The sequence below is a fragment of the Lactiplantibacillus daoliensis genome, from assembly GCF_005405005.1.
Classification (GTDB): Bacteria; Bacillota; Bacilli; order Lactobacillales; family Lactobacillaceae; genus Lactiplantibacillus; species Lactiplantibacillus daoliensis.
On record NZ_BJDH01000001.1, the window covers coordinates 25,703 to 49,413 of the forward strand.

Genomic DNA, 23,711 nt, shown 5'->3' on the forward strand with positions numbered 1-23,711 from the left:
TAGGAGAAACAGTCATTTTTTAGGTTAGGCAATATTTTCTTCATCAATCGCTAATTGCATGACCTGCGTAAAACGCGTGTCCAATTCTGCAGTTGATAATGTGAAAAAGCCACCGATTTCTTGAATAATAAAACCAAACAAGGTTGATCGATAGAGCGTATTTTCAACTCGCGAACTATCATCTAATTGTAATGGTCGGAACATATCTTGATATAACTTGATCAATGCTTTCTGGGTCTTCGGACTCTTAACTGAATCCGTCATACTCAATAGCAACGGTGCTAGTCCCACATGACGTTTGCAAGCGTCACGAAATTCTTGTGCAAAGACCATTAGCTTTTCTTCCTTACCGGCATCATTCAACTTTTCAGTCAATCGATCCGATACCCCCTGGACGAATTGCAAGCCAACTTGATCCAACAAATCACTCAAACTATCAACATAATTATAAATAGATTGTGGCCGCACGTCTAAAGCAACTGCCAAATCTCGAATCGTCAAGCCATTTAAACCATTTGTTTCGATTAGTTGGTTAGCCGTTGCTAACACTTTCGCTTGGGTTAGTGTTCTTCTTTTAACCATGTTATTCCCCTCACCCTCAAAATTCATTCACTAGTCATTATAACCTATTTTATTAGGTTAGCTATGCGAACACCACCCCTTGTTTGTTTTTTTTTAGAAAAAGCCTATAATAGCTTTAAACTGATTTAGTCAGTTTAAAATCAAGATTAAATGGGGCTTAAAAATAATGGATACGAATGGTAAACGTTATAGTCAACTTTGGCTAACGATTACATTAGTTTTAGGAACTTTCTGTACCGCGCTCACGACGAATATGCTGGTCACGGCCTATCCAACGATGATGTCGCGTTTTTCAATTTCCAGTGCAACGGTTCAATGGCTGACAACTGGCTCATTACTAGTCATGGGAATTATGATTCCCGTCAGCGCGTGGTTATTGAATAACTTTAGCTTACGTCTGATCTATACGGCCGCACTGAGTTGCTTTTTGATCGGGCTAATCATCAGTTACACAGCTAACAATTTTCAATTGATCTTACTCGGACGACTCGTACAGGCAGTCGGAATCGGGGTAACTTTCCCAACGATTCAAACAGTCTTGCTCGTCATCTATCCACCTGAAAAACGTGGCACCATGATGGGATTAGGCGGCATCGTGATCGGTTTAGCGCCTGCTTTAGGACCCACGGTTTCCGGTTGGATTTTAGACAATGCCAGCTGGCGTGACTTATTTGGCCTCATGATTCCACCAGTTGCCATCGTCTTAGCGCTGGCTTGTTACACGGTACGACCAGTTATTCCACTGAAAAAATCCGCGATTGATGGTTGGGCCATTGCTTGGTCGACCATCGGTTTCGGCAGTTTATTGTACGGCTTTTCATCCGTTGGTAAGGATGGCTGGGCGTCAAAAATCGTCATTATTAGTATCCTAATCGGCCTATTATTCATTGGCTTTTTTGTCCACCGCGAATGGCCCCAAGCCGAGCCCTTGTTAAACATCCGTTTACTAAAAATTCCATCATTTACGATAGCTTCGATGATTACTGCCTTAGCTAATACCGCCATGATTGGGATTCAGGTTGTCCTACCGATGTATTTGCAAAATGTTCGTGGCCTAACACCACTGCAATCGGGGTTAACAATCTTACCTGGAGCGCTACTATACGGCATTATCAGTCTAATCAGTGGCCGTGCGTACGATCACATTGGTGGCCGTCGTCTCGCCCTGATGGGAACGTTTCTCTTAACACTTGGTACGTTGCCGTTTGCATTACTCACACAGCACACGCCCTATTCATATATCGTTATGGAGTATATCGTCCTAATGAGCGGTGTCGCGTTGGTTGCAATGCCTCTAACCGCAGCTAGTTCCGTTGATTTGACCGGCATTCAGCTCAGTCATGGGACCGCAATCAATAGCACGATGCGTCAGATTATGACCTCCATGGGGACCGCCATTCTTGGGAGTGTGCTAGCAAACGTCATGGCTGCTGCTAAACCAGCTAAGGCACTGTTGACCAGTGCCCCACTGGCTTATCGTGACCAAAGCTACGCAGCGGCCATGCAAGGATTTCACGCGGCTTTTCTAGTTGCCACTGCAATGGGCATCCTCGCCATGATCTTTGCGTTAATGGTTAAACGAACTCCGAAAGCTGGTGATATTCAATGATTATCATTATTTTAAGTCTAGGGCTAATTGGTTTTATTGTCGGTTACCTAGCCTTCAAGCAAGGTTGGAAACGACATCTCATCGGTGATTTAGGTTTGATTTTATTGGTCAGCGCCGCGGTATTGATGATTGGCAATGATACCAAGCATTGGGGCATGCGGCAAACTACGACTAGCCAAACGACCACCTTAAAATCTACCGTTGCTAATCCCTATGTTAAACTGTTACTTTTTGAACCAGTTAAAAAATCTGATACAGAAAAAGTCTATGTCTATCGCACCACCACTAACCATCAACGGCAACATACCGCAGTTAGTTTAAAAACCGTTAATCGTGTGAAAACAGCCCATATCAAAACGGCCCGCCTGACGACGAAAACAACCCGTTGGACTTATAAAAATAATTTCTGGCGCTGGCTATATGCTGGCACAGGTAGTCATAAAACCCTCGTCAAACGGCAGAACACCTTTACACTACCCAAGACCTGGGCAACATTAAGTGTTAGCCAAGCAAAATGGCTTGATAACCAAGCTAAGTCTGAATCAACCAAAGCTAATGCGACCATCAAGGCAACGGTCACTGCTAAAGTTCAAGCGGCGCGAATCGCTGACCCTAGCCTTTCCACCAAACAAGTCGCCGCATTGACTAAAAATATTGAGCAGGCAGCTTCTGCGCAAGCAAAACAGCAAGAACCAGTGTTGATTGCTAAATTAATCAAACAAGCCCAAGCACGCTCAATCCATTAAATTAGCAGAAGACATAAACTCAATTGAGGGTTTATGCCTTTTTTTAAAATAACTAAAAGTTGAAAGTTAAAAATTGCCGGTCTACACCGCTACTTCAACAATCAAGCACTGAAAACTAGTCGATTACTGCCGCTTCCGGTTGTTGCTGATAACATACGGACGAGGGAGAGGTTCAAGCCTTAGGAACGTCTTGAACCTCTCCCAGAAGCTTTGCTAAAACCGCAAATCTCCCGAACCGTCCGTGGTGTATGGCCGGTAAAAACACCGGTCAAACGCCACCTGCACGTCCGATGCTATCAGCAATAACCTCCAGCTAATCAGTGATTATCAGTTGATTACGTTTAACGGAGGCAGTCAAAATTGGCAAGTCTACTTTAGGTGTGATGGTTTTGAGTCTTTCTTTAGTAAATAATAGCCTTGCCTAACTTTAACCTGAAGCCTATGTTTCATTATTGATAACACGGTTAAAATTACATTTGCCATCTATATGCAATCTTTTGAATTGCATATCATCAGTAATGATGATAATATTATCCTATTCTACAAAATAGAGGTGATGTATTTTGCCAACTGAAATAAAAAAAACGACTAGTATTTATACACGCGTAACCCCAGAATTAAAGGCTCAGGCCGAAACTGTCCTTAATCAGTTGCAGATTCCAATGTCCACGGCACTAAATATGTTCTTACAACAAGTTGTGATTCAACGTAAAATTCCATTTGAAATCAAGCTACCTGACTTGCCACTTAATTACGACAATATTTCTAAGGCGGATTTTGATGCCGCTATTCAAAAAGGACTCGATCAACACCAAACCTTTTCATCCGCTCAGATACGAGCTGAAATGACTGAGGACAACTAAATAATGAGTGAAAACTGGCATATTAATTATTCCAAGGAAGCAAGACAAGATATTTTAAGCATCAAAAACTATTTTTTGCTTAAATCACTATCACACACACTAATTAACTCAAAAGTTAAGAAAATTCTTGATACCATTGACACACTTACTACTTTTCCAAACAGACATCAGCGTTATATGGATGAGCCTTGGTATAGTTACGGCATCCGCTTTATGCCAATTGATAACTTTATTGTCTTTTACTTGCCCGACAACCGTTCAAAAAACATTCTGATTAGCCGCATTATGACTAGCAAAAACAATTTCAGCCAGTCACTCTCTTTGAATCATCCGTAATTGACGACATAAAAAAGCAGCGCGAAAATCAAATCGATTTTCACGCTGCTTTTAACTTAAATTTAGTCTTTAACTAACACGGTAACACTTTCAATATGTGGTGTTTGTGGGAATTGGTCCACTGGTTGTACTGGTGCGGCAATATGATAGCCATGTTCGCCAAAACGTTGGACGTCACGAACTAACGTTGATGGGTTACAACTAATGTAAACCACACGCTTTGGCCCCATTTCAGCGGCACTTTCGATAAAGGCTTCGTCTAAGCCCTTACGTGGTGGATCAACAACGACAACATCTGGTTTGATGCCATCTTCGGCCCATTTAGCCATGGCTTTTTCAGCACTATCCAGAACAAACTTAGCATTCTTGATGCCATTTTTGTCAGCATTTTGACGCGCATTATCAATCGCAGCTGGCACGATATCAACACCATAAACTTGCTTGGCATGTTGCGCCATGGTTAATGAAATTGTCCCAATCCCGGAATAAGCATCAATGACAGTTTCATTACCGGTTAAACCAGCTTGGTCAATTGCCAATTGATACAATTTTTCGGTTTGTTGTGGATTCACCTGATAGAATGATTGTGCAGAAATTGCAAACGTTAAGCCCAATAATTGGTCATTAATGGTTGACTTACCAGCTAACACGTTGTTAACCGGTCCTAAGATGACGTTAGTTCGCTTTTGGTTCACATTCTGAATCACTGAGACGACTTCAGGTAAAGCCGCTTGAATCTCTTCTACAACGACATCAGCCATTGGTAAATGTTTCGTCCGCGTCACGATGACAACCATCATTTCATGACTGTAGTAACCACGACGAACCATAATTGTCCGAATCGTCCCACTGTGATGAAATTCATCGAAGGCCGCTTCATGATATTTACGTAAAATGTCACGCACCACAATGATGGCATGATCAATCGCTGGATCTTGAATGTAGTAATCTTCAATCGGCATCAATTGATGACTGCTCTTCTTAAAGAAGCCAGTCGTTAACTTGCCTTGTACTTGGCGCACTGGGACTTGAGCCTTGTTCCGATATTGGGTAGGATTTTCCATCCCGATAGTTGGCAAGACTTCCACATCATCCATATGAACCTTCGCAAATAATTCAGCAATTTGATGTTGCTTGAACTTCAATTGTTCAGAGTATTCCAGATGTTGTAATGGTGCGATCCCGGTTTGGCGGTATACACGGCCTTTAGGGTTGACCCGATGAGGACTAACTTGTTCAATCTTTTCAACTTCACCAAATGCAAAGTTTTTGGTTGTCTTGGTGACCTTAACCGAAATCTTTTCTTCAGGTAAAGCATTTTCAATAAAGATTGGGTAGTTGTCAACTTTAGCAACACCCATCCCTTGATAAGTTAAGTCCATGATGGTCACATCTAAGACTTCGCCTTTATAAACTGGTAAATCAACTTTCATGTATTGGTTTCCTCTTTTTACTTTCTTTGGTTACGCGAACTGTTTATTTTTTAAAACGTGCTCATGATGGGCAGTTGGCTTCGTAGACTACACGACCAACTCAATGCACAAACCGCATTAAGTCAACCGTTAGGCCTTGCTCACCAACTACCGCCCATCAACGCACTCTAAAAAAATTACCGTCCACCATTGTATCGGTAAACGGTAATTTAAGCAAGTTATTCAGTTTCTGATTCGGCTTTTGCTTCTGGCAATTGATCGACTGCTGACACAAAATTACGTTCGGCATTTTGTAATTCTGGGTCCGTAATCGCTTCATCTGGAATCCGATCCGTGTCCGCATACATTTCAATATGTTGCTTCAAATCCCGGAACGTCATCGGCGCATCGCCACCATATTCCCCATCAATATTGATCATTAAACGATCATCTAAAGCCCGAGCAACCACCTTACGTGTTTTCACGTAAATGATACTTGGGTCATTGATATGCTTCCCACCGTTTAAGACCAATGTCATCAAGTGTAGCATCTTAGCCACGTTACTGGTTTTCACAATAATCATGGTAAACTTGCCATCATCCAATGAGGCATCCGGTACGATTTGTTCGAAGCCCCCGACCGAGTTCGTCAACGCCAAGAAGAACATCGAAGCTTTCCCAGTAAAATGACCCCCGTCATACTTCAGGTCCATTTCAACCGGTTTAACCCGTGGTAACAATTCAGCCCCTTTGGCCAAATACGCCGCATAGCCAAAAATGGATTTCAGTTGTGACGGCACATCATAAGTGAGTTCCGTCAACAAACCACCCGCTGCAATATTAATAAAATACTGCTCGCCAGCTTGACCAATATCCATATTGACCGTTTGATTCTTCAAGACGACTTTCGCCGCCGCGACCGGATCATTACGCGGAATGCGTAGCGCCCGGGCATAATCATTGGTCGTACCAGCGGGGATGATTGCCATGCGTGGCCGCCGTTTTAAGCCGGCGATCCCGTTGACAACTTGATTGATGGTCCCATCACCACCTGCCGCTACGAGTAACTCAAACCCGTCTTTGGCACACCGGCGCGCCTCATCAGCCGCTGAATTGGGCGCTGGCGTTGTTGCATAGGTACTGGTTTCGTACCCAGCTTGTTCAAAAATTCCAAGAATTTCAACGAGGTCATGAGCTAAAGCTTCACGCCCCGATGTCGGGTTATAAATGATCCGTGCCCGTTTACGCATGTTTCTTTTCCTCCGCGTCTCGCAGTAAAGAATTAGTGACGCCGTTTCTAGCTAGATAGCCGAAACGTGCTTATGATGGGCAGCGGCCTGCGCTTGCTACGCCATAAGCACCATGCCAAACACGCATGATACTTATGGCTAGGCAATGCTCAGCAGCTCCCGCCCATCAACACACTCTTCTTGATTACCGTGCTTTTAATGATGTCATCAACAACTTGTTAACTACTTTAGGATTGGCTTGGCCATGGGTTTGCTTCATGATTTGACCCACTAAGTAACCAACTGCCCGGTCTTTACCATTCTTAAAGTCATCAATTGATTGTTGATTGTTCTCTAAAACATTATCAATAATTGGTTGTAACTTGGCTGGGTCTGATAATTGGATCAAGCCCTTGTCATTAACCCACTTAACGGGTTCAGTTCCTTGCATGATGGCCTTGAAGACCTTCTTCGCGATTTTACTTGAAATCGTTTCGTCGGAAATCATTTTGATCATGCCTGCCAAATTGGTTGGGGTCAACTTCGTGTCTTGCAAATCAACTTTGTTCTCGTTCAAGAACGCGTTTACGTCCCCTTGCAAGTAGTTTGAAGTTAACTTCGGATCAGCCCCTTCTTTGACAGTTGCGTCAAAGAAGTCAGACATTTCCTTCGTCTGTGTCAAGACACCGGCATCATAAGCAGTTAAGCCAAAGTCATTCACATAACGGTCACGACGAGAACCTGGCATTTCTGGAATTGTCTTCTGAACGTCCTTGATCCAGTCATCACTGATTGAAACGGCTGGAACATCTGGTTCTGGGAAGTAACGATAATCGTCGCTACCTTCCTTGACCCGCATCAAAATAGTCTGACCGGAAACTTCGTCAAAACGCCGGGTTTCTTGTTGGACTTGACCACCAGACATGAGCACGCGTTGTTGGCGTTGTTCTTCAAATTCGAGTGATTTCTTCACATAGTTGAACGAGTTCAAGTTCTTCATTTCGGTTTTAACACCGTATTTATCAGAACCGGCTGGTCGGATGGAAATGTTGACATCGACCCGCATAGAACCTTCTTCCATCTTAACGTCTGAAACCCCAGTAAATTGAATCCGTTGACGAAGCGCTTCACAGTAGGCATAGGCTTCGGCTGGTGAATTGATTTCTGGTTTCGAGACGATTTCAATCAATGGCGTCCCTTGACGATTTAAATCGACGTAGGAATAGTCGTTTTCATGGGTGTTTTTCCCAGCATCTTCTTCAATATGCATTTCTTCGATACCGACTTTTTTCTTCTGACCATCAACTTCGATTTCAATCCAGCCATCATGCGCAATTGGTTTTTCGTGTTGCGTAATTTGATAGGCCTTGGGGTTATCAGGATAGAAGTAGTTCTTCCGGTCAAAATAAGTTTCGTGCTCAATTTCAGCATGTAGTGCCGTTGCTGCCTTGATACCAGCTTCAACAACACCCTTATTCGCCGTTGGTAAGACCCCAGGATAGCCCCAATCGATCACGTTCGTATTGGCGTTGGATTCAGCGCCGAATTGAACTGGTGATGGACTAAAGATCTTTGAATTCGTTTTTAATTCAACGTGGACTTCAAGTCCAATAGTTGTTTCAAAATTCATTAATGCTGACCTCCTAAATCTGGGGTTGCTTGATGAAAATCAGTCGCTTGTTCAAAGGCATAACCCGCCTTATAAAGCGTGCTTTCATCAAACGATTTACCGATCAATTGTAAACCGACTGGCATGCCATCGGCAAAACCAGCTGGAATTGACATCCCTGGCAAACCAGCTAAGTTCACTGGAATCGTCAAAACATCATTCATATACATTGTGATTGGGTCGGAAATTTCATCACCAATCTTAAATGCTGGTGTTGGTGCGGTTGGTCCGATAATCAAATCATAATCTTCAAAGGCTTTATTGAAATCATTGATGATCATGGTCCGAACTTGACCAGCCTTGTGGAAGTAAGCATCGTAATAACCAGCGGATAAGGAGAACGTCCCTAGCATGATCCGGCGCTTAACTTCGTCACCGAAGCCTTCTGAACGACTGCGTACATAAACGTCTTCCAAGTTTTTGACATCTTTTGCCCGGAAACCATACCGAATCCCATCAAACCGTTGTAAGTTTGAGGAAGCTTCAGAAGAAGCGATGATATAGTAAGCGGAAACCCCATAACGACTATGTGGTAACGAAACTTCTTCAACCGTTGCACCCAAATCTTCAAACTGCTTAACGGCAGCTTTGATGACTTCGCGAACCTTTGGATCAATCCCGTCATCCATATATTCTTTTGGTAAGGCAATCTTCATTCCTTTAATATCGCCAGTCAAACCAGCAGTAAAATCAGGTACTTCACGTTCAGAAGAAGTCCCATCATGAACATCGTTACCTGCAATCAGATTCAAGGCAGCGGCGTTATCTTTAACTGTGCGGGTCATTGGGCCGATTTGGTCTAAAGAAGACCCAAACGCAATCAAGCCCCAACGAGAAACCCGACCGTATGTTGGTTTCATCCCAACGATACCGTTAAAGGACGCTGGTTGACGAATTGAGCCACCAGTATCTGAACCATAAGCAACGGGGACAATCCCAGCAGCAACGGCAGCGGCAGAACCACCAGATGAACCACCTGGTACCCGACTAACATCCCATGGATTCTTAGTCACTTTGAAAGCAGAATTTTCGGTCGAACCACCCATGGCAAATTCATCCATGTTCGTTTTACCGACGATGATCATGTCATTTTGGGTCATTTTATCAACGACCGTCGCATTATAAACGGGCACAAAGTTTTCAAGCATCTTGGATGCCGCGGTTGTAGTTAAGTCTTTGGTCACGATATTATCCTTGACCCCCACTGGAATCCCCGCTAAAACATTTTCAGCATTAATTCCTTTAGCATCTAAGGCCTTGGCCGCTGCTAAAGCCGCATCTTCATTTAAATTCAAGAAAGAATCGATTTTGGCATCCGTCTGCTTCAGATTCGCAAAAGTCGCCTTCGTCAATTCTTCGGCACTCAGCTTTTTAGCCACTAAGTCACTGTGTAGACTAGTCAAATCTTGGTTGAAAAAATCCATTATTCGCCGTCCCCACTTTCATCAATAATTGCTGGCACTTTAATTAAGCCATTTGCCGTTTCAGGCGCATTGGCTAATAAAGCGGCCCGTTCGTCACTCTTGACTGCCACATCTTCACGCAAAGCGTTGTGACGATCGGTAACACGTGATGTCACAGGAACTCCTTCAGTATCAACGGTGCTTAACTCTTCAAACATGCCAATAATTTTTTCAAGTTGCCCAGTAAAGGTTTCTAGTTGGTCCGGCGTGAATTCAAGTTTAGCCAACCCAGCGACGTGGGCGACTTGTTCAGCATTAATGCGTTCTTCAGCCATCAAATTTCCTTCTTTCTACATTGCTTACTTAATCAATTAATTAGTTATCGCCTTGGTCACTAAAGACATGGGTGTAATAAGAACTCCCTTTGGCCGTCCGCGCTAAGAAGCTTTGGACGTCACCATTGGCACTCTTGACGGTGATCTCAACCGGCACACCAGATGGCAAGTACCGCTTAGCAGCAGTCGCAACGTATTGCGTAAAGCTGATAATTTCGGTCTCACTATAAAATTTAGTGGTGATGTTAACACTTAACTTACTCAAGGACTTGTCTTTGTAATGGGCATTCGCCGTCACACCTGACAAGTTCGGGAAGAAGTTCTGAACGTGCGACTTAAATGAGCTGAAATCAGCTTCATCATTGCTATTCGCGCCAGTGTTCTTCGACTCAGAAGTTGCTGGGAACACATAGTTTTGCCAATTCAACGCCTTCCAGTTAGAAATGGACGTTGACCCATTCTTTGAAACCGCATAGGCCACCATGTTCCCACCTACTAGACTATCATTTGAAGACTGCTTGTAAAGTGCTAAAACGATTGGGACGTTCTTCAAGGCCGTCTTTTGACGCAACCGTTGTAGCACGGTATTCGCCATCTTCTTACCTTGTTCAGTTAAGACCGTATCTGAAATCGTTGTCTGATAAGTCGCACCATATTGAACCTTCGTATAGTAATCGACTGAGTTCATCCCAAGTCCAACGGTGACCCCGCCAAGACTCACTTTACTCCCATTTTGAATCATATAATCTTGTTCTTCCAATTGTTGTAAATAAATTGGATTCCGCGTATTCGCGTCTTTTTTACCATTGTTAACCGGATTTAACCCGTTTGGATTTGAGCTTGATTTCCGACCTAACCATTTCTGGACCGTAGCCGTATTCAGATACTGCCCTTCTTGGTAAACGTACTTACTCGTCGAGAATTGCTTCTTCGAGACATCCAAGAGGCCGGTTTCAAAGCTCTTCAAGTTCATCACATTATCATTTTGAGCCACAACGACACCCCGCGACTTACTCGTCGTGTAGCGACCATTTTTAATAACCCCTTGATAAAAATCTGTATCCGTCGTCCCCGTCGTGGTCGTTTCCTTCGAACCCGTGGTGGTCGTGCTCGTACTATTCGACCCAAAAGATGAGTTTTTTAAATTTCCACAAGCTGCTAAGGCAATCGCAACAACCGCGACTAACCCAACTGTGCGTATGCGTTTAATGTTCACGCTTCTGTATCCTCCCTCATTGTCGTGCTGAACCGAGCTTCATCCCAGACAGTCACTGCCAATTGTTGTGCTTTTTGTAGCTTGCTACCCGCATCGGCGCCCGCAATAACTAAATCGGTCTTTTTGGAGACACTGCCAGTCACGGTGGCACCGTGTTTTTCCAGCCATTCAGTTGCGGCTGGACGAGTAAAGCTTTGTAACTTCCCGGTTAAGACGACTCGTTTACCAGCAAACCAACTTTGACTATCTTCGGTTGCTGTTTCACTAGGGCCCTGATAAGTGGTATTAACTTGTACAGCTTGCAACTCACTAATCAGTGTTTGAACATCCGCACTGTCAAAATATTGCACCACCGCATTCGCAATAATATCACCCATCGAATCAATTGCCGCAATTTCAGCTTGATCGGCAGCCATTAACGGCTCAATGGCGCCAAAATGTTGCGCAATCAATCGGGCGACCTTGGCCCCAACATGCCGAATACCCAAGCCGAATAATAACCGTTCTAGTGAATTATTGCGACTACGGTCAATCGCTGTCAAGAGATTTTCAGCAGATTTATCCTTTACTTTATCTAATCCCAATAATTGATCCTTGGTCAGCCGATATAAATCAGCAACATCGGTAACCAATTTATTGGTATAGAGTTGCGCAATCAATTTGGGACCAAGGCCGTCAATGTTCATCGCATTCCGTGAGGCAAAATGGACTAGGCCTTCTTGAACCTGAGCGGGGCATTTAGGATTAATACAACGCAATGCGACCTCATCTTCCAAATGGACCAACGGTGCCCCACAGGATGGACAGTGCGTTGGGATTGGTAACGGCTCGGCATCCTTAGGCCGCTTGCTCAAATCGACTGAAGCAATTTCTGGAATAATATCGCCAGCCTTGTGCAACAGCACTGTATCACCAAGCCGTACGTCTTTAGCTTGCACGTAATCTGGATTATGCAGCGAAGCCCGAGCTACCGTTGTTCCGGCTAACTGAACCGGTGTCATCACCGCAGTTGGTGTGACTACCCCGGTCCGACCGACCGTCCATTCTACATCCTCAAGCAAGGTTGGTTGCTCATCAGGTGGAAACTTGAATGCAATCGCCCAACGTGGTACTTTGACCGTCGCACCCAATGACCGTTGTAAAGGCAATGGATTAGCCTTAATGACGATACCATCAATGCCATAAGGCAGGTCTGGCCGTTCATTTTGATAATGGTCAATGTAACTGTAAACATCCGCCATCGACTTAGCGACTTTGAAGTCCGGATTAATTGCAAAGCCCAAATCTGCAAACTCTGTCAGCATTTCACTTTGTGTCCGTGCCGTTAACACGTCGTAATCTGCCACGTTATACATAAACGTACTCAATTGACGTTCAGCCGTCACCTTGGTATCTAATTGCCGCAATGACCCAGCCGCAGCATTCCGTGGATTCGCAAAGATAGGATCACCGGCAGCTTCACGGCGCTCATTGAGTGCGGCAAACGCCGCCTTAGGCATGTAGCATTCGCCACGAACTTCAATCGTCAATGGACGACTGAGTTGATGTGGAATAGAGTCGATGGTCATGATATTTTGCGTAATATCTTCACCAATCGTCCCATTGCCACGCGTCGACCCTTGAACAAGTCGACCATTCTCATAGCGCAATGAGAGCGCCAGGCCATCAATTTTGAGCTCACAGTTATAGTCAAAGGGTTCCGTCACATTTTGACGCAAACGATCATCAAATTCTTGTAACTCGCCGTGCGAAAAGACATCACCAAGTGACAACATTGGAATTTCATGCTGAACCTTTGTAAAGCCAGCTTTAACCGTCCCGCCAACGAGTTGGGTTGGCGAATCCGGCGTCACAAGGGTTGGAAAAGCCGTTTCTAACGCGACTAAGCGAGCATACTCACGATCATAAACATCATCTTCAACTTTAGGCGCATCCTGATCATAATAGTCGCGCCGCCACTGATTTAGCTCAACCCGTAAGTCCGCTGCTTCAGCGGCTGCCGCGGTTGCATTTAAAGATGCAATGGGTTCTTTTGCCATCTGTTTAGCCCCCTCAAAGATTTTTAATCTTGGACTTTTTGAATTGGCGCAAAGGCTGCCAATAAACGCTTGATACCTTCTGATTTGAATGCAATGTCCAGCTCAGCATCTTCACCGGCACCAGTGACTTTAACAACTGTCCCAGTTCCCCATTTACGATGGGTGACTTTGTCACCAATGCGCCAACTGTTCTTATCAGCACCAGTCCCACTAGCCTTTTTAACGGTTGGGCGAGTCCCGACCGGATTCTTCTTATAGCGTGGTGTCAAAGCTTTCTTGGTGGCAAATGGCACTTCTGGTCCACCGGTCATGCCGCCTTCTAATTGATTATCATTCTTAATCAAGCTTTGATCAATTTCTTCAACAAATCGTGAGGCCTGGTTGCTTTGACGGCGACCATACAGCATCCGTGAGTACGCATTGGTCAAGTAGAGTTTCTGCTCCGCTCGCGTAATCCCAACGTAGGCCAATCGACGCTCTTCTTCCAGCTCATCTTCGTCCATCATGGCACGAGACAACGGGAAGATACCTTCTTCCATCCCAATCATGAAAACAACCGGGAATTCGAGTCCCTTGGCCGCATGCAACGTCATTAGCGTTACTGCTTGGGGTTCTTCCTCCACGTTATCCACATCAGAAACCAGCGCTAAATCGGCTAAGAAATCAACAAACTTGTCGCTTTCTTCATCTTCAGGTTGATAACTATCATCAAATTGTTTCGTGACAGATAAGAATTCTTCAATGTTTTCGATACGTGTCTGTGATTCCAGTGGTTTGGCTACTTTGGCATCCTTCAAAGCCTTCATATAGCCAGAACGCTTCAAGATTTCTTCCGTCAAATCAGTAACTGACAAGAATTCGCGCATCGCACGCAACTCATTCATCGTCGCGGCGAACTTGGCAATACCACCCTTCGCGCGGGTTGAAATGCCATTCGCCATATCGACGTTGCTAGCGGCTTCCAACATGGAGTAGCCCGCTTCATCCGCAAATGCCCGCAACTTATCGACACTCGTCTGACCAATGCCACGCTTCGGTTCATTCACGACCCGTTCAAAGTTGATGGAATCTTGGTCATTGACGACTAAAGTTAAGTACGACAACACGTCCCGGATTTCCTTACGATCATAGAATTTGTTACCACCGACCATCGTATACGGCACATTAGCTTTAACCAGTGATTCTTCCATGACACGGGATTGCGCATTGGTTCGATAAAGAATAGCAAAATCGCCATAATTATATTTATTTTCTGCCATTTCTTCTTGAATCTTAGAAATGACATAGTGGGTTTCATCATTTTCGCTTTGACCACGATAATAAGAAATCTGACTACCCTCATCATTTTCAGTCCACAATTTTTTAGGACGACGCGTGGTGTTGTTATTAATCACCTTGTTCGCCGCCGCTAAAATCGTCTTCGTGGAACGATAATTTTGTTCCAACATGACACTGTCAGCCTGTGGATAATCTTTTTCAAAATCAAGAATGTTTTCCATGTTCGCGCCACGCCAACCATAAATCGATTGATCTGCATCACCAACCACGCAGAGATTCTTATATTTCTCAGCGAGCAGATTGACTAAGGTATATTGCGCATTATTGGTATCTTGATATTCATCGACATGAATATAATGGAATTTATCCTGATACCAGCCTAATGTCTCTGGATGACTCTTGAATAATTGAATTGTCAACATGATCAAGTCGTCAAAATCGACTGCCTGATCTGCTGCTAATTCATGTTGATATTGATCGTAAACATCGGCCACAATGCTCTCAAAAGGACTGGCTGCCGACTCCTTATACATCGCAGGGGTCTGCAAATCATTCTTCGCATTGGAGATTGCGGATAAGATTGAACGCGGATCGAATTTTTTAGAATCAATATTTTGATCATTCAAAATTCGTTTAACTAATGTCCGTTGTTCACTCGTTCCGGCAATCGTAAAAGCACGACTATATCCAATTTGCTCAATGTCACGGCGTAAAATCCGTACACACAGAGCATGGAACGTAGAAACCCATACATCGCGAGCAGATTCACCCAATAACTTACCGACCCGTTCACGCATTTCGCGGGCAGCTTTATTCGTAAATGTAATTGCTAAAACGTTCCAGGGATTAACCCCTTTTTCTTCAATTAAATAGGCTACTCGATGCGTTAAAACTCGGGTCTTCCCAGAGCCGGCACCGGCCATAATTAGTAGCGGTCCTTCAGTGTCTAATACGGCTTCTTGCTGCTTGTCATTCATTCCTGCCAATAGGCTTTCTTTCGACACGCTGTTCGCCACCCTTTCTAAAAATCAGTCAGTAAATATTATAGCAAATTTTGGGCGTTTATGCTCGGGACAAGAGTGTAAAAACCGGCGCTTCGACCATGAGTATTGCCTAACTAAGTCGTCAATGCGGGTTAGGCATTCACGGCCTAGCGTAGCAAGCGGAGTGGTCGGCCGATTTTTGCACGTTTCGGCTATTTAATTCAACCTACGCTATCTGAGTTCAACCCCTACACACTAAGTTCATTATAACCGTCCTCACTTCAGAACAAACCAATTGGACAACTAAAATCAAGGTCAATTGGGGGCAATCAGAATTGAGATCCCCTGGCGGTAAAAAAAAACGAAAAATAGCCGTCAACCATTTCAGGTTCAACGACTATCAAAAAAAATCATTTTATTCTACTCACTCGTGGGCGTGGCATCATTGATGTTAATTGGACGATCAATTCGCCAAATCCCAGTATCATCAATCTGATCCAAGGCTTCCTTCACAGTTTCAGCTTCGACCAAGACATGGCCAGCAACCACTGCTTTTTCAGATTGTAACTTCGTTCGATGATAGAAATTAAAGAACCAGTTTGGTTTAATCTGCCATTGGGTTCGAATGCCATTCACCTGAGCCGTCGTGAAGTAGACCACAACAACTGGCTGTAATAACTTAATCGGCATCAACGGTAATCCAGCGATTGCCCGCAAATGCTGCTCAGCCATGCTAATATTTGTCGCCCGGTCAAAGACATACCCAGCTTGATGCATCGCGGGTACCACCCGTTTAACATATAAGTTACCACTCTCAGTTAAGAAGAAGGCAACTTCAAACACGCCAGTGTAGCTGAGATTGTCACTGATTTCTTTCGTAATCCGTAAGATTTCATCAGCGACTGCTCCATCAATTTGAGCCGGTACAATCGTGGTCATCAGTTGATGATCACGGTACCGATTTTCAACTATTGGAAAATACTCTGTACTAGTCGGTGTTTTCGCAACAACAACCGAAAGTTCTTTATCATAGGGAATCAGGGATTCCAACAAATAAGTCCCCCAGTCGAGTAAATCGGCCGCTTTAACGATATCAGTTTGCGTCTTGATGGCAAGCTGGCGATTTTGACCCAGTCCCTTTTGGATTGGCTTCAAAATGCTTGGATAACCAATTGACCCAATCGCTTGATAAACATCATCTAAACTTACAATGGTTGCGGAAGGCGCCACATTCAAGTTTAATTGACTAAAGAAAGCGCGTTCGAGTGAACGGTCTTGCATAATTTCTAAAGCATCTGCACCTTGTGGCACGGTCGTATGGCCGGCTAAAAAGTTAACCACTGACGCATCAACTGTTTCTGACTCATAGGTCACGACATCACAGCGTTCAGCAAAATTTTGTAACTGTTGTTGATCATTGAGGGCTCCGACAACACGAAAATCTGCCAGTTCCATGGTCTCAGTATTTTCGTCATCACCGTAAACCCCGACATTAATGCCAGCATTACGCGCGGCAATTACCAATCCAACACCGTTGGTACTATTCCCAATAATGCCTAAAGTACCACCTGGATTTAAAACCGAGTTGTCCACATTCGTCCCTACTTTCTTCTCATTAAATCAATTTAAATTTTTTCGGAATTCTTATCCGTTTATAATCATACGTTCCACACCGCGCGGTTGCAAGCCCTAGCTTACCTTTTTCCACGAGCATTTCGACGTTTGACTCGTTTTAACCAAAAACCACCAGAGATATAGCGAGGCTCATACGCAATAATAAAGGCGTTCGGGGCGGTTGTCTTGATCAAATCATACAACCGGCGTTCATTCTTACGGGGGGCTAAAATTTCTAGGGCTAACCGTTCACCCTCCAAACCATAGGCAACGTGCTGAGTGACGCCAAACCCGTTACTTCTCAGGACAGCCGGCAACGGTGACTTCGGGTCCGGTAAGATAACCGAAATCATAGTGTAACCAAGTGCCAGCTTGTCTTCCAGCATCATCCCAACGTAGACACCGACCCCATAACCTAGCGCATATACAATTAAATTAATCGGATTATCTAGTCGATTCAAGACTAATGATAAGCCGAGCACATAAATTGTAATTTCTATCACTGACATGAATGCGGCAAAATAACGATACCCGCGCATGACCAGTAAAAAACGCAAAGTATTCAACGTAATATAAGCAAAATTAATGACAAAAATAAGGCCCAACATGCCAAAATCAATCTGCATCTTATCGCCAGCTTTCACTTAACTAATCAGTCGCTTCAGAAGCAAAGTGAACCCGATTGCCCTCAAATGAAGTGATTTGTGCCAAGGACTCCAACCGTACACCACGATCTTTAATCATTTGATGACCGGTCTGGAAGACTTTTTCAATCACCATCCCGGCGCCCATAATTTCCGCATGCGCTTGGTCACAGATTTCAAATAATCCCTGTACCGCTTGACCATTCGCTAAGAAATCATCGATAATCAAAACTTTATCAGCCGCACCTAAAAACTTCTTAGAAATCGAAATTTGATTCGACGTCTTTTTCGTATATGAATAAACTTCAGCCGTGAATAAGTCGTCAATCAACGTAACAGATTTGTGCTTACGCGCGAACACCACTGGGACATGGAGCTGTAATCCGGTCATCACGGCCGGTGCAATTCCAGAAGATTCAACGGTTAAAATTTTGGTAATACCGAGTTCTCGGAATAAGTGCGCAAATTCAGAACCGATGGCAAACATTAAATCGGGATCAACTTGATGATTTAAAAAACCATCGACTTTTAATACTTCGCCAGGTAACACCCGACCGTCTTGCAAAATGCGTTGTTCAAGTTGTCGCATAATAGCCTCCTGAAAATTCTGATTGACTAACGGATTAAACCGGTAGCCTTTTCATACTTAGTTAATTTTAACTGACTTACTTCTTATCATACCGTTGTAAGTCATATTTTTGAATAATATTAATTAATTTTTGTGCATAACTCGGATCGGTCGCATAACCAGCAGTCACTAGCGCCTCGGCTGCAGTCTGATAATCAGTGGCCTGAATGACTGCCTGGTAGTGATTTTTGTCCCAAGTCGTCCCATACGCTAGCTTTCTTGCATGTCCCACCATCGACTCATGCCAACTGTCGTACACTCGAAAACGTTGCTTTTCATTGTGATAGTCCCCATCATGATATTCTTGAGTCGTCATCAGCTTTCCTTTTTCACCAGCGTTAGCCTTGACACCAAACAAGTTATTATTCTGAGTTGCATTCGTGCTCCGACCCCAATTTGACTCAAGAATGGCCTGACTCAAACTGATACTCGCCAACACATGATATTTCGCCTGCATCTCCTGCGCATCTGGTACTAATTTTTGAATAAACGCCGTGTGCGTCAAAATCGGTGTCGCGGGCTTGCTGACAGTCGTACTTGGCTCGGAAGTCGCTAATAGTTTAGCCTTGATTGACCAACCCAAACTGCCAAGAACTAAAATGGCAACTAAGACATTCACCCATTGAATCCGCTGATTTCTGATTAAAATGCCTCTTGCTGGTTGCCGTTTTTTGGCCATGCGAGCGACTCCTTTCTACAAATCGTGATTACTTCCTATTTTAACGACTTTTCATCTAAATTAAAACGTTAAAAAAGTCATTTTTCTGCTAAAATGAACGTGTTCCTAAAACTAGGCTGAGGAGGATCTTGCTATGCCTAAAACATTTCACTGGGCGATTGTCGGACTCGGCAATATTGCTCACAGTTTCGTTAAGTATTTTGATCAACCTGATGGTGAGATTTATGCAGTTTGTTCACGTTCACAAGCCAAAGCGGATGTATTTGCAGCAGAACATCACATTCCTAAAGCTTATGACCAGCTCGACAACCTACTTGCTGACCCCTTGGTTGACATCATCTACGTGGCGACACCTCACAATTATCACATTGACACGATTATACCAGCACTTGAAGCCGGTAAACATGTTTTTAGTGAAAAGGCCATCACCATGACAAGTGCCCAATTGACCGCAGCAACTGACTTAGCTACCAAAAATCAGCTAGTCTTAGCCGAAGCTATGACACTCTATCACATGCCACTATATCAAAAATTGCATGACTTCGCGCGTGAACATGACTTAGGTCCTTTAAAAATGGTTCAGGCTAGTTTTGGCAGTTATAAGAAATTGGACCCAACCAATCGTTTCTTCAATCCCGCACTGGCAGGCGGGGCATTATTAGATATTGGGGTCTATGCCCTCGCCTTTGTACGTGAATTTTTAACCGCAACGCCTTATATTACCGGCACGACCATGCATCGCGCCGAAACGGGCGTCGATGAAGCCGAAACCATTAGCTTACGCACCGCCAATAACGAACTGGCAACCGTCGCACTGACCTTCCGGGCCAAGATGCCTAAACAAGGAATTGTCGCCTACGAAAAAGGCTACTTTACCATTGAAAGCTATCCTCGCGCTGCTCAAGCGTTGTTCACGGATTCATCAGGTGAAACAACTGTCATTCAGGCGGGTGACAGTAAACAAGCCATGAACTATGAAATTGCTGACATGCAGAAGATGGTTGCAGGCCAACTGCTAAATACAAGTTTGGTCAAAACCACGGATGTCATGGCTGTCATGACGGCAGCACGCAACCAATGGGATTACCAGTATCCATTTGAAAAATAAATAGTTATCACTAAGGAGTCTGAGAAATCAGGCTCTTTTTGCTTTGAACATCAAAAAAGCACGCCGATTATGACTCATCATCAGCGTACTTATCATTCACTATTCAAATTTAGAAACTTCAATGGCAACACGTTGCCCAAATTTCGCCTGTAACGCTGCCTGAACTGTTGTAACCGTCCCACTAAAAACTAGACTGATTTCTCGATGTGAGTTTAAGATGAACTTCACGATTACGCGGGTCTTCTTCTCAAGGGCAGGAATCGTTGGGATCGCCGCAATTTCAATGCCAGCAATCTCATCAAACTTAATTGTTCGCCGAAACCAAGCACCAGGTAGAACAAGTCTGTGAGCTGCAACCCCACCGGTCCCCATCATAATATTGATCAACATAAATAATGACCAAAACAACAGGTCAGCAAAACTTGTCAACCCGCCAGTCGTGCCAGCACCAAAAATAACCAATAATCCAGCAACAACTAATTGTCCCCAACGATATTTTGAACGAATCTCCAATTGCGACTCAGCACCGACGTTGCGGATCGCAATCAAAGCTAAAATTCCGTTTAAGATTAACATGTGTCGTTCACCTCACTTCCACGTTATGACTCTTATTGTAACAATCATTGCCACAGAAGTAACCCCAGCTGTTTCAAATTACAGCTTAAAAAATCAACCCAAGACCCATGAATACTACGAATGACAAGCAAATAATGCTGGCATTCTTGATTGCTAAGATAAAGGTTTCTCGTTTAACTTGCTTATGCATGAACTGACGCGTATTTTTCAACACTGGAATCACACTTAGTAAGGTCAACAAACTAAGCTTTGGTAAGACACCAATCCAAACCGCGACCATCAGACAAATATAACCTACAATGTAACTCCAAGCAAAAACTTGGAGCATTACTGGTTTACCAAAATAGGAGACGATGGTATGCCGACCCAACGCAATATCCTCATCCATATCACAAATATTGTTAGCCAGCATAATATTTGAAATCGCAAAAATTGCCAATCCCGCAGAAACCAAAACATTCAATGTCGACTGCCAAGTAATTGGCGCAACATCATAAGTATTGATATAAACCGAAATCCAGAAGATCATAAATCCCATCGTGAAACCCGAGAAAAATTCACCGAAAGGCCCCGATGAAATTGGCTTGGGTCCGCCGGCATAAAAGTAACCCACAGCATAAGAATAAATTCCCATCCACAATAGCGGCAAACCGGTCTGCGTCACTAGCCAAATTCCCAAAATCAGCGAGATACCACCCAGTCCAAAGGTCAATGTGCGCGCCTGTTTGATTGAAATCTGATTGGCACCGACGACGTTAGTATCTTCCAAGAATTCTTGGTTGGCAGCGTCCCGTGGCGCATGTAAAAAGTCTTGATAATTATCATTGGCATTCGTTGCCATATGAAATAATGAAGAAGCAATAAAAAATAAGATTAAATAACCCAAATGAACTTGATGATAATTATAAACAGCATACAAACTACCCAAGACAAATGGTAAGACACTCGCAATGAGTGATTTTATCTCCACGAACTCTAGAAAAACTTTCGGTTTCAAGAATTGACTCTCCTTTTGATTGACAAGTTTTCAAGTGTTTTGTACCTTTAAGTTAGATTGTATTTTAGAATGCGTGGGGCTGCAAGTTTTGACACACCCCCACCGACGGGGTGAACAAGTATGATTCAGAGTATCTGGCAACCAAATACACCAGTACATCAACAGTTAAAGGCGCTAAAACCGTACCTTTTAGCGCAAGTTCAAATAAACAACCCTGAGATTAACGATCGGGTTCACGAGCTTCTAGCTGCCGGGGGAAAATTTTTACGACCAGGATTTTTTTATTTATTTAGCACGTACGGCACCGACCAGAATCCTGAACGGTTACAAGCTGGTGCGGCAGCAATGGAGTTATTGCACGTTGCCACATTAATTCACGACGACGTGATCGACGAAGCGAAAGAACGGCGGCACGTTACGACCATTCATCAAGACTATGGACAGCGCAACGCCATCTATGCCGGTGATTTACTCTTCACCTGTTACTTTGACCAAGTGCTGATTGCAGCGCTGAGTCGCGACGACGTGACTCGCAACACTGCGGCCATGCGTGGTATCTTGCAAGGTGAACTTGACCAAATGGCACATAACTTTAATCCAAGCACCACACTGAACGATTACTTAGCCGTCGCTACTGGCAAAACCGCTCGTTTATTTAGTTTGAGCTGTGAACAAGGGGCCCATTTGGCCAAGGCTCCCGCAGAAATCGTTCAATTAGCGCGACAGATTGGACACCAACTTGGACTCGCCTATCAAATGCTTGATGATATTTTGGATTATGCAGGCGATGAAAAGTTGACCCACAAACCGGTCTTGAGTGACCTGAAAGATGGTGTCTATTCACTCCCCCTAATTTATGCCCTGCAAACCGATCCTAGCTTAGCTGAGCAACTTCCTATGCCAGGTGCTGAGATTAACAACGACCAGCTCCTGAACATTCGCGATCAAGTCATTGCACTCGGCGGCGTCACACAGGCTCAACAGCTGGCGACTGGGTACACGCAACAAGCCTTGAGCTTAATTAACGACTTGCCCGCTGGCGCAACGCAGCAAACCATCCGCCGACTGGTCACACAACTCCTAGTTCGAAATCACTAGTGCAAGTCAGTAAAGCCATGTCAAAATTAACTGAACTCGAAAAAGCTGTTTGTTACACTGAACTCGTCTATCAACGAGTGAATAAGAAGCTTGGAACCAATCTGAGTCCAGCCGAGATCCGAACATTGGTCGCCACAATTCTCACTGATATGACCAGTTCAATTGAAAAGCGCGGTAAAAATTACTATGTCAGTAATCTGCGCCATCAAATCCAACTTGTCATTAATTCAAATAACACTCGCTTAATTACGGTAAACGCCCTTTAAGTTGCCTAATTAACTAAAAGTTGAAAGGCTCAAAAACATCGCAAAGGTAGCAGTAACCATTACGTCTAGACTCACCTAAATTTAGCACTCCGTCAGTCAAAGCCAGTGTGCTGTGGGGGACACCGCCAGCCACAGCACGGTCTGGTGTACTGCACACCGATTTTGACTGACTCTGCTAAACGTAATCAACTGATAACCACTGATTAGCTGGAGGTTGTTGCTGATAGCATCGAACGTGCAGGTGGCGTTTGACCGGTGTTTTCTGCCGGTCTTACACCACGGACGGTCCGGGAGATTTGCGGTTTTGGCAAAGCTTCCGGGCGAGGTTCAAGACGTTGCTGAGGCTTGAACCGGTCCCTCGTTCGCATGTTATCAGCAACAACCGGAAGCGGTATCAATCG

The 23,711-nt window shown here is 44.1% G+C and carries 22 protein-coding genes; 7 read left to right on the plus strand and 15 right to left on the minus strand.

Annotation, left to right across the window (positions count from 1 at the left end; genetic code table 11):
• Positions 1–24 precede the first annotated feature (24 nt).
• Entirely contained in the window at positions 25–582 is a 558-nt protein-coding gene (locus FFM64_RS00125; RefSeq protein ID WP_137605985.1) for a TetR/AcrR family transcriptional regulator, read from the minus strand.
• A gap of 166 nt (positions 583–748) precedes the next feature.
• Between FFM64_RS00125 and FFM64_RS00130 the strand changes: the two genes are divergently transcribed.
• From FFM64_RS00130 to FFM64_RS00145, 4 genes are all read left to right on the plus strand, one after another.
• Positions 749–2,191, plus strand: a complete 1,443-nt coding sequence (locus tag FFM64_RS00130; RefSeq protein WP_137605986.1) for an MDR family MFS transporter — start codon at positions 749–751, stop codon at positions 2,189–2,191.
• Positions 2,188–2,937 (plus strand): DUF4811 domain-containing protein, encoded by a 750-nt coding sequence (locus FFM64_RS00135; protein ID WP_137605987.1) that lies wholly within the window; start codon positions 2,188–2,190, stop codon positions 2,935–2,937. The genes FFM64_RS00130 and FFM64_RS00135 overlap by 4 nt, the downstream gene beginning before the upstream one ends.
• Positions 2,938–3,500: 563 nt before the next feature.
• On the plus strand, positions 3,501–3,800 hold the full coding sequence (locus FFM64_RS00140) for a type II toxin-antitoxin system RelB/DinJ family antitoxin (protein ID WP_223876864.1): 300 nt from the start codon (positions 3,501–3,503) through the stop codon (positions 3,798–3,800).
• Between the two features lie 3 nt (positions 3,801–3,803).
• Positions 3,804–4,136, plus strand: a complete 333-nt coding sequence (locus FFM64_RS00145) for a type II toxin-antitoxin system RelE/ParE family toxin (protein ID WP_137605988.1) — start codon at positions 3,804–3,806, stop codon at positions 4,134–4,136.
• A gap of 62 nt (positions 4,137–4,198) precedes the next feature.
• Here the strand turns inward: FFM64_RS00145 and rlmD are convergent, their stop codons facing one another.
• From rlmD to FFM64_RS00205, 12 genes are all read right to left on the minus strand, one after another.
• Positions 4,199–5,569 (minus strand): 23S rRNA (uracil(1939)-C(5))-methyltransferase RlmD, encoded by a 1,371-nt coding sequence (gene rlmD / locus FFM64_RS00150; protein WP_137605989.1) that lies wholly within the window; start codon positions 5,567–5,569, stop codon positions 4,199–4,201.
• Between the two features lie 218 nt (positions 5,570–5,787).
• Positions 5,788–6,798 (minus strand): diacylglycerol kinase, encoded by a 1,011-nt coding sequence (locus FFM64_RS00155; RefSeq protein WP_137605990.1) that lies wholly within the window; start codon positions 6,796–6,798, stop codon positions 5,788–5,790.
• A 184-nt stretch (positions 6,799–6,982) separates the two neighbouring features.
• Entirely contained in the window at positions 6,983–8,407 is a 1,425-nt protein-coding gene (gatB, locus tag FFM64_RS00160) for an Asp-tRNA(Asn)/Glu-tRNA(Gln) amidotransferase subunit GatB (protein ID WP_137605991.1), read from the minus strand.
• Positions 8,407–9,870, minus strand: a complete 1,464-nt coding sequence (gatA, locus tag FFM64_RS00165; protein WP_137605992.1) for an Asp-tRNA(Asn)/Glu-tRNA(Gln) amidotransferase subunit GatA — start codon at positions 9,868–9,870, stop codon at positions 8,407–8,409. The genes gatB and gatA overlap by 1 nt, the downstream gene beginning before the upstream one ends.
• Positions 9,870–10,184, minus strand: a complete 315-nt coding sequence (gene gatC, locus FFM64_RS00170) for an Asp-tRNA(Asn)/Glu-tRNA(Gln) amidotransferase subunit GatC (protein WP_137605993.1) — start codon at positions 10,182–10,184, stop codon at positions 9,870–9,872. The genes gatA and gatC overlap by 1 nt, the downstream gene beginning before the upstream one ends.
• A gap of 40 nt (positions 10,185–10,224) precedes the next feature.
• Positions 10,225–11,400 (minus strand): CamS family sex pheromone protein, encoded by a 1,176-nt coding sequence (locus tag FFM64_RS00175; protein ID WP_137605994.1) that lies wholly within the window; start codon positions 11,398–11,400, stop codon positions 10,225–10,227.
• Positions 11,397–13,439 carry an NAD-dependent DNA ligase LigA gene (gene ligA / locus FFM64_RS00180; protein ID WP_137605995.1) on the minus strand — a complete coding sequence of 681 codons (2,043 nt, stop codon included), beginning with the start codon at positions 13,437–13,439 and terminating at the stop codon, positions 11,397–11,399. The genes FFM64_RS00175 and ligA overlap by 4 nt, the downstream gene beginning before the upstream one ends.
• 23 nt (positions 13,440–13,462) lie before the next feature.
• A complete protein-coding gene (pcrA, locus tag FFM64_RS00185; RefSeq protein WP_137605996.1) occupies positions 13,463–15,721 on the minus strand; it encodes a DNA helicase PcrA in 2,259 nt (752 codons plus the stop codon).
• 399 nt (positions 15,722–16,120) lie between these two features.
• On the minus strand, positions 16,121–17,293 hold the full coding sequence (locus FFM64_RS00190) for a 5-(carboxyamino)imidazole ribonucleotide synthase (protein WP_137605997.1): 1,173 nt from the start codon (positions 17,291–17,293) through the stop codon (positions 16,121–16,123).
• 101 nt (positions 17,294–17,394) lie between these two features.
• On the minus strand, positions 17,395–17,940 hold the full coding sequence (locus FFM64_RS00195; RefSeq protein WP_137605998.1) for a DUF2179 domain-containing protein: 546 nt from the start codon (positions 17,938–17,940) through the stop codon (positions 17,395–17,397).
• A gap of 22 nt (positions 17,941–17,962) precedes the next feature.
• Positions 17,963–18,547, minus strand: coding sequence for a xanthine phosphoribosyltransferase (locus FFM64_RS00200; protein WP_137605999.1), 585 nt, complete (start codon positions 18,545–18,547; stop codon positions 17,963–17,965).
• 76 nt (positions 18,548–18,623) lie between these two features.
• A complete protein-coding gene (locus tag FFM64_RS00205; protein WP_137606000.1) occupies positions 18,624–19,265 on the minus strand; it encodes a glycoside hydrolase family 73 protein in 642 nt (213 codons plus the stop codon).
• A gap of 133 nt (positions 19,266–19,398) precedes the next feature.
• Between FFM64_RS00205 and FFM64_RS00210 the strand changes: the two genes are divergently transcribed.
• Positions 19,399–20,373, plus strand: coding sequence for a Gfo/Idh/MocA family protein (locus tag FFM64_RS00210; RefSeq protein WP_137606001.1), 975 nt, complete (start codon positions 19,399–19,401; stop codon positions 20,371–20,373).
• Between the two features lie 99 nt (positions 20,374–20,472).
• On the opposite strand, the gene FFM64_RS00215 is transcribed toward FFM64_RS00210, so the two are convergent.
• Together FFM64_RS00215 and FFM64_RS00220 are read right to left on the minus strand one after the other, a co-directional pair.
• Positions 20,473–20,949, minus strand: coding sequence for a hypothetical protein (locus FFM64_RS00215; RefSeq protein ID WP_137606002.1), 477 nt, complete (start codon positions 20,947–20,949; stop codon positions 20,473–20,475).
• 85 nt (positions 20,950–21,034) lie between these two features.
• On the minus strand, positions 21,035–21,946 hold the full coding sequence (locus tag FFM64_RS00220; RefSeq protein ID WP_137606003.1) for a 1,4-dihydroxy-2-naphthoate polyprenyltransferase: 912 nt from the start codon (positions 21,944–21,946) through the stop codon (positions 21,035–21,037).
• A gap of 120 nt (positions 21,947–22,066) precedes the next feature.
• Between FFM64_RS00220 and FFM64_RS00225 the strand changes: the two genes are divergently transcribed.
• Both FFM64_RS00225 and FFM64_RS00230 read left to right on the plus strand, forming a co-directional pair.
• Positions 22,067–23,044 (plus strand): polyprenyl synthetase family protein, encoded by a 978-nt coding sequence (locus tag FFM64_RS00225; protein ID WP_137606004.1) that lies wholly within the window; start codon positions 22,067–22,069, stop codon positions 23,042–23,044.
• 17 nt (positions 23,045–23,061) lie between these two features.
• Positions 23,062–23,310: a DUF3781 domain-containing protein gene (locus tag FFM64_RS00230; RefSeq protein ID WP_137606005.1), complete on the plus strand. Its 249-nt coding sequence runs from the start codon at positions 23,062–23,064 to the stop codon at positions 23,308–23,310.
• Positions 23,311–23,711 lie beyond the last annotated feature (401 nt).

Coding starts and splice junctions, on each gene's coding strand:
- FFM64_RS00125 (WP_137605985.1), bottom strand. CDS start 582: ATGGTTAAAAGAAGAACACTAACCCAAGCGAAAGTGTTAGCAACGGCT.
- FFM64_RS00130 (WP_137605986.1), top strand. CDS start 749: ATGGATACGAATGGTAAACGTTATAGTCAACTTTGGCTAACGATTACA.
- FFM64_RS00135 (WP_137605987.1), top strand. CDS start 2,188: ATGATTATCATTATTTTAAGTCTAGGGCTAATTGGTTTTATTGTCGGT.
- FFM64_RS00145 (WP_137605988.1), top strand. CDS start 3,804: ATGAGTGAAAACTGGCATATTAATTATTCCAAGGAAGCAAGACAAGAT.
- rlmD (WP_137605989.1), bottom strand. CDS start 5,569: ATGAAAGTTGATTTACCAGTTTATAAAGGCGAAGTCTTAGATGTGACC.
- FFM64_RS00155 (WP_137605990.1), bottom strand. CDS start 6,798: ATGCGTAAACGGGCACGGATCATTTATAACCCGACATCGGGGCGTGAA.
- gatB (WP_137605991.1), bottom strand. CDS start 8,407: ATGAATTTTGAAACAACTATTGGACTTGAAGTCCACGTTGAATTAAAA.
- gatA (WP_137605992.1), bottom strand. CDS start 9,870: ATGGATTTTTTCAACCAAGATTTGACTAGTCTACACAGTGACTTAGTG.
- gatC (WP_137605993.1), bottom strand. CDS start 10,184: ATGGCTGAAGAACGCATTAATGCTGAACAAGTCGCCCACGTCGCTGGG.
- ligA (WP_137605995.1), bottom strand. CDS start 13,439: ATGGCAAAAGAACCCATTGCATCTTTAAATGCAACCGCGGCAGCCGCT.
- FFM64_RS00195 (WP_137605998.1), bottom strand. CDS start 17,940: ATGCAGATTGATTTTGGCATGTTGGGCCTTATTTTTGTCATTAATTTT.
- FFM64_RS00200 (WP_137605999.1), bottom strand. CDS start 18,547: ATGCGACAACTTGAACAACGCATTTTGCAAGACGGTCGGGTGTTACCT.
- FFM64_RS00205 (WP_137606000.1), bottom strand. CDS start 19,265: ATGGCCAAAAAACGGCAACCAGCAAGAGGCATTTTAATCAGAAATCAG.
- FFM64_RS00210 (WP_137606001.1), top strand. CDS start 19,399: ATGCCTAAAACATTTCACTGGGCGATTGTCGGACTCGGCAATATTGCT.
- FFM64_RS00215 (WP_137606002.1), bottom strand. CDS start 20,949: ATGTTAATCTTAAACGGAATTTTAGCTTTGATTGCGATCCGCAACGTC.
- FFM64_RS00225 (WP_137606004.1), top strand. CDS start 22,067: ATGATTCAGAGTATCTGGCAACCAAATACACCAGTACATCAACAGTTA.
- FFM64_RS00230 (WP_137606005.1), top strand. CDS start 23,062: ATGTCAAAATTAACTGAACTCGAAAAAGCTGTTTGTTACACTGAACTC.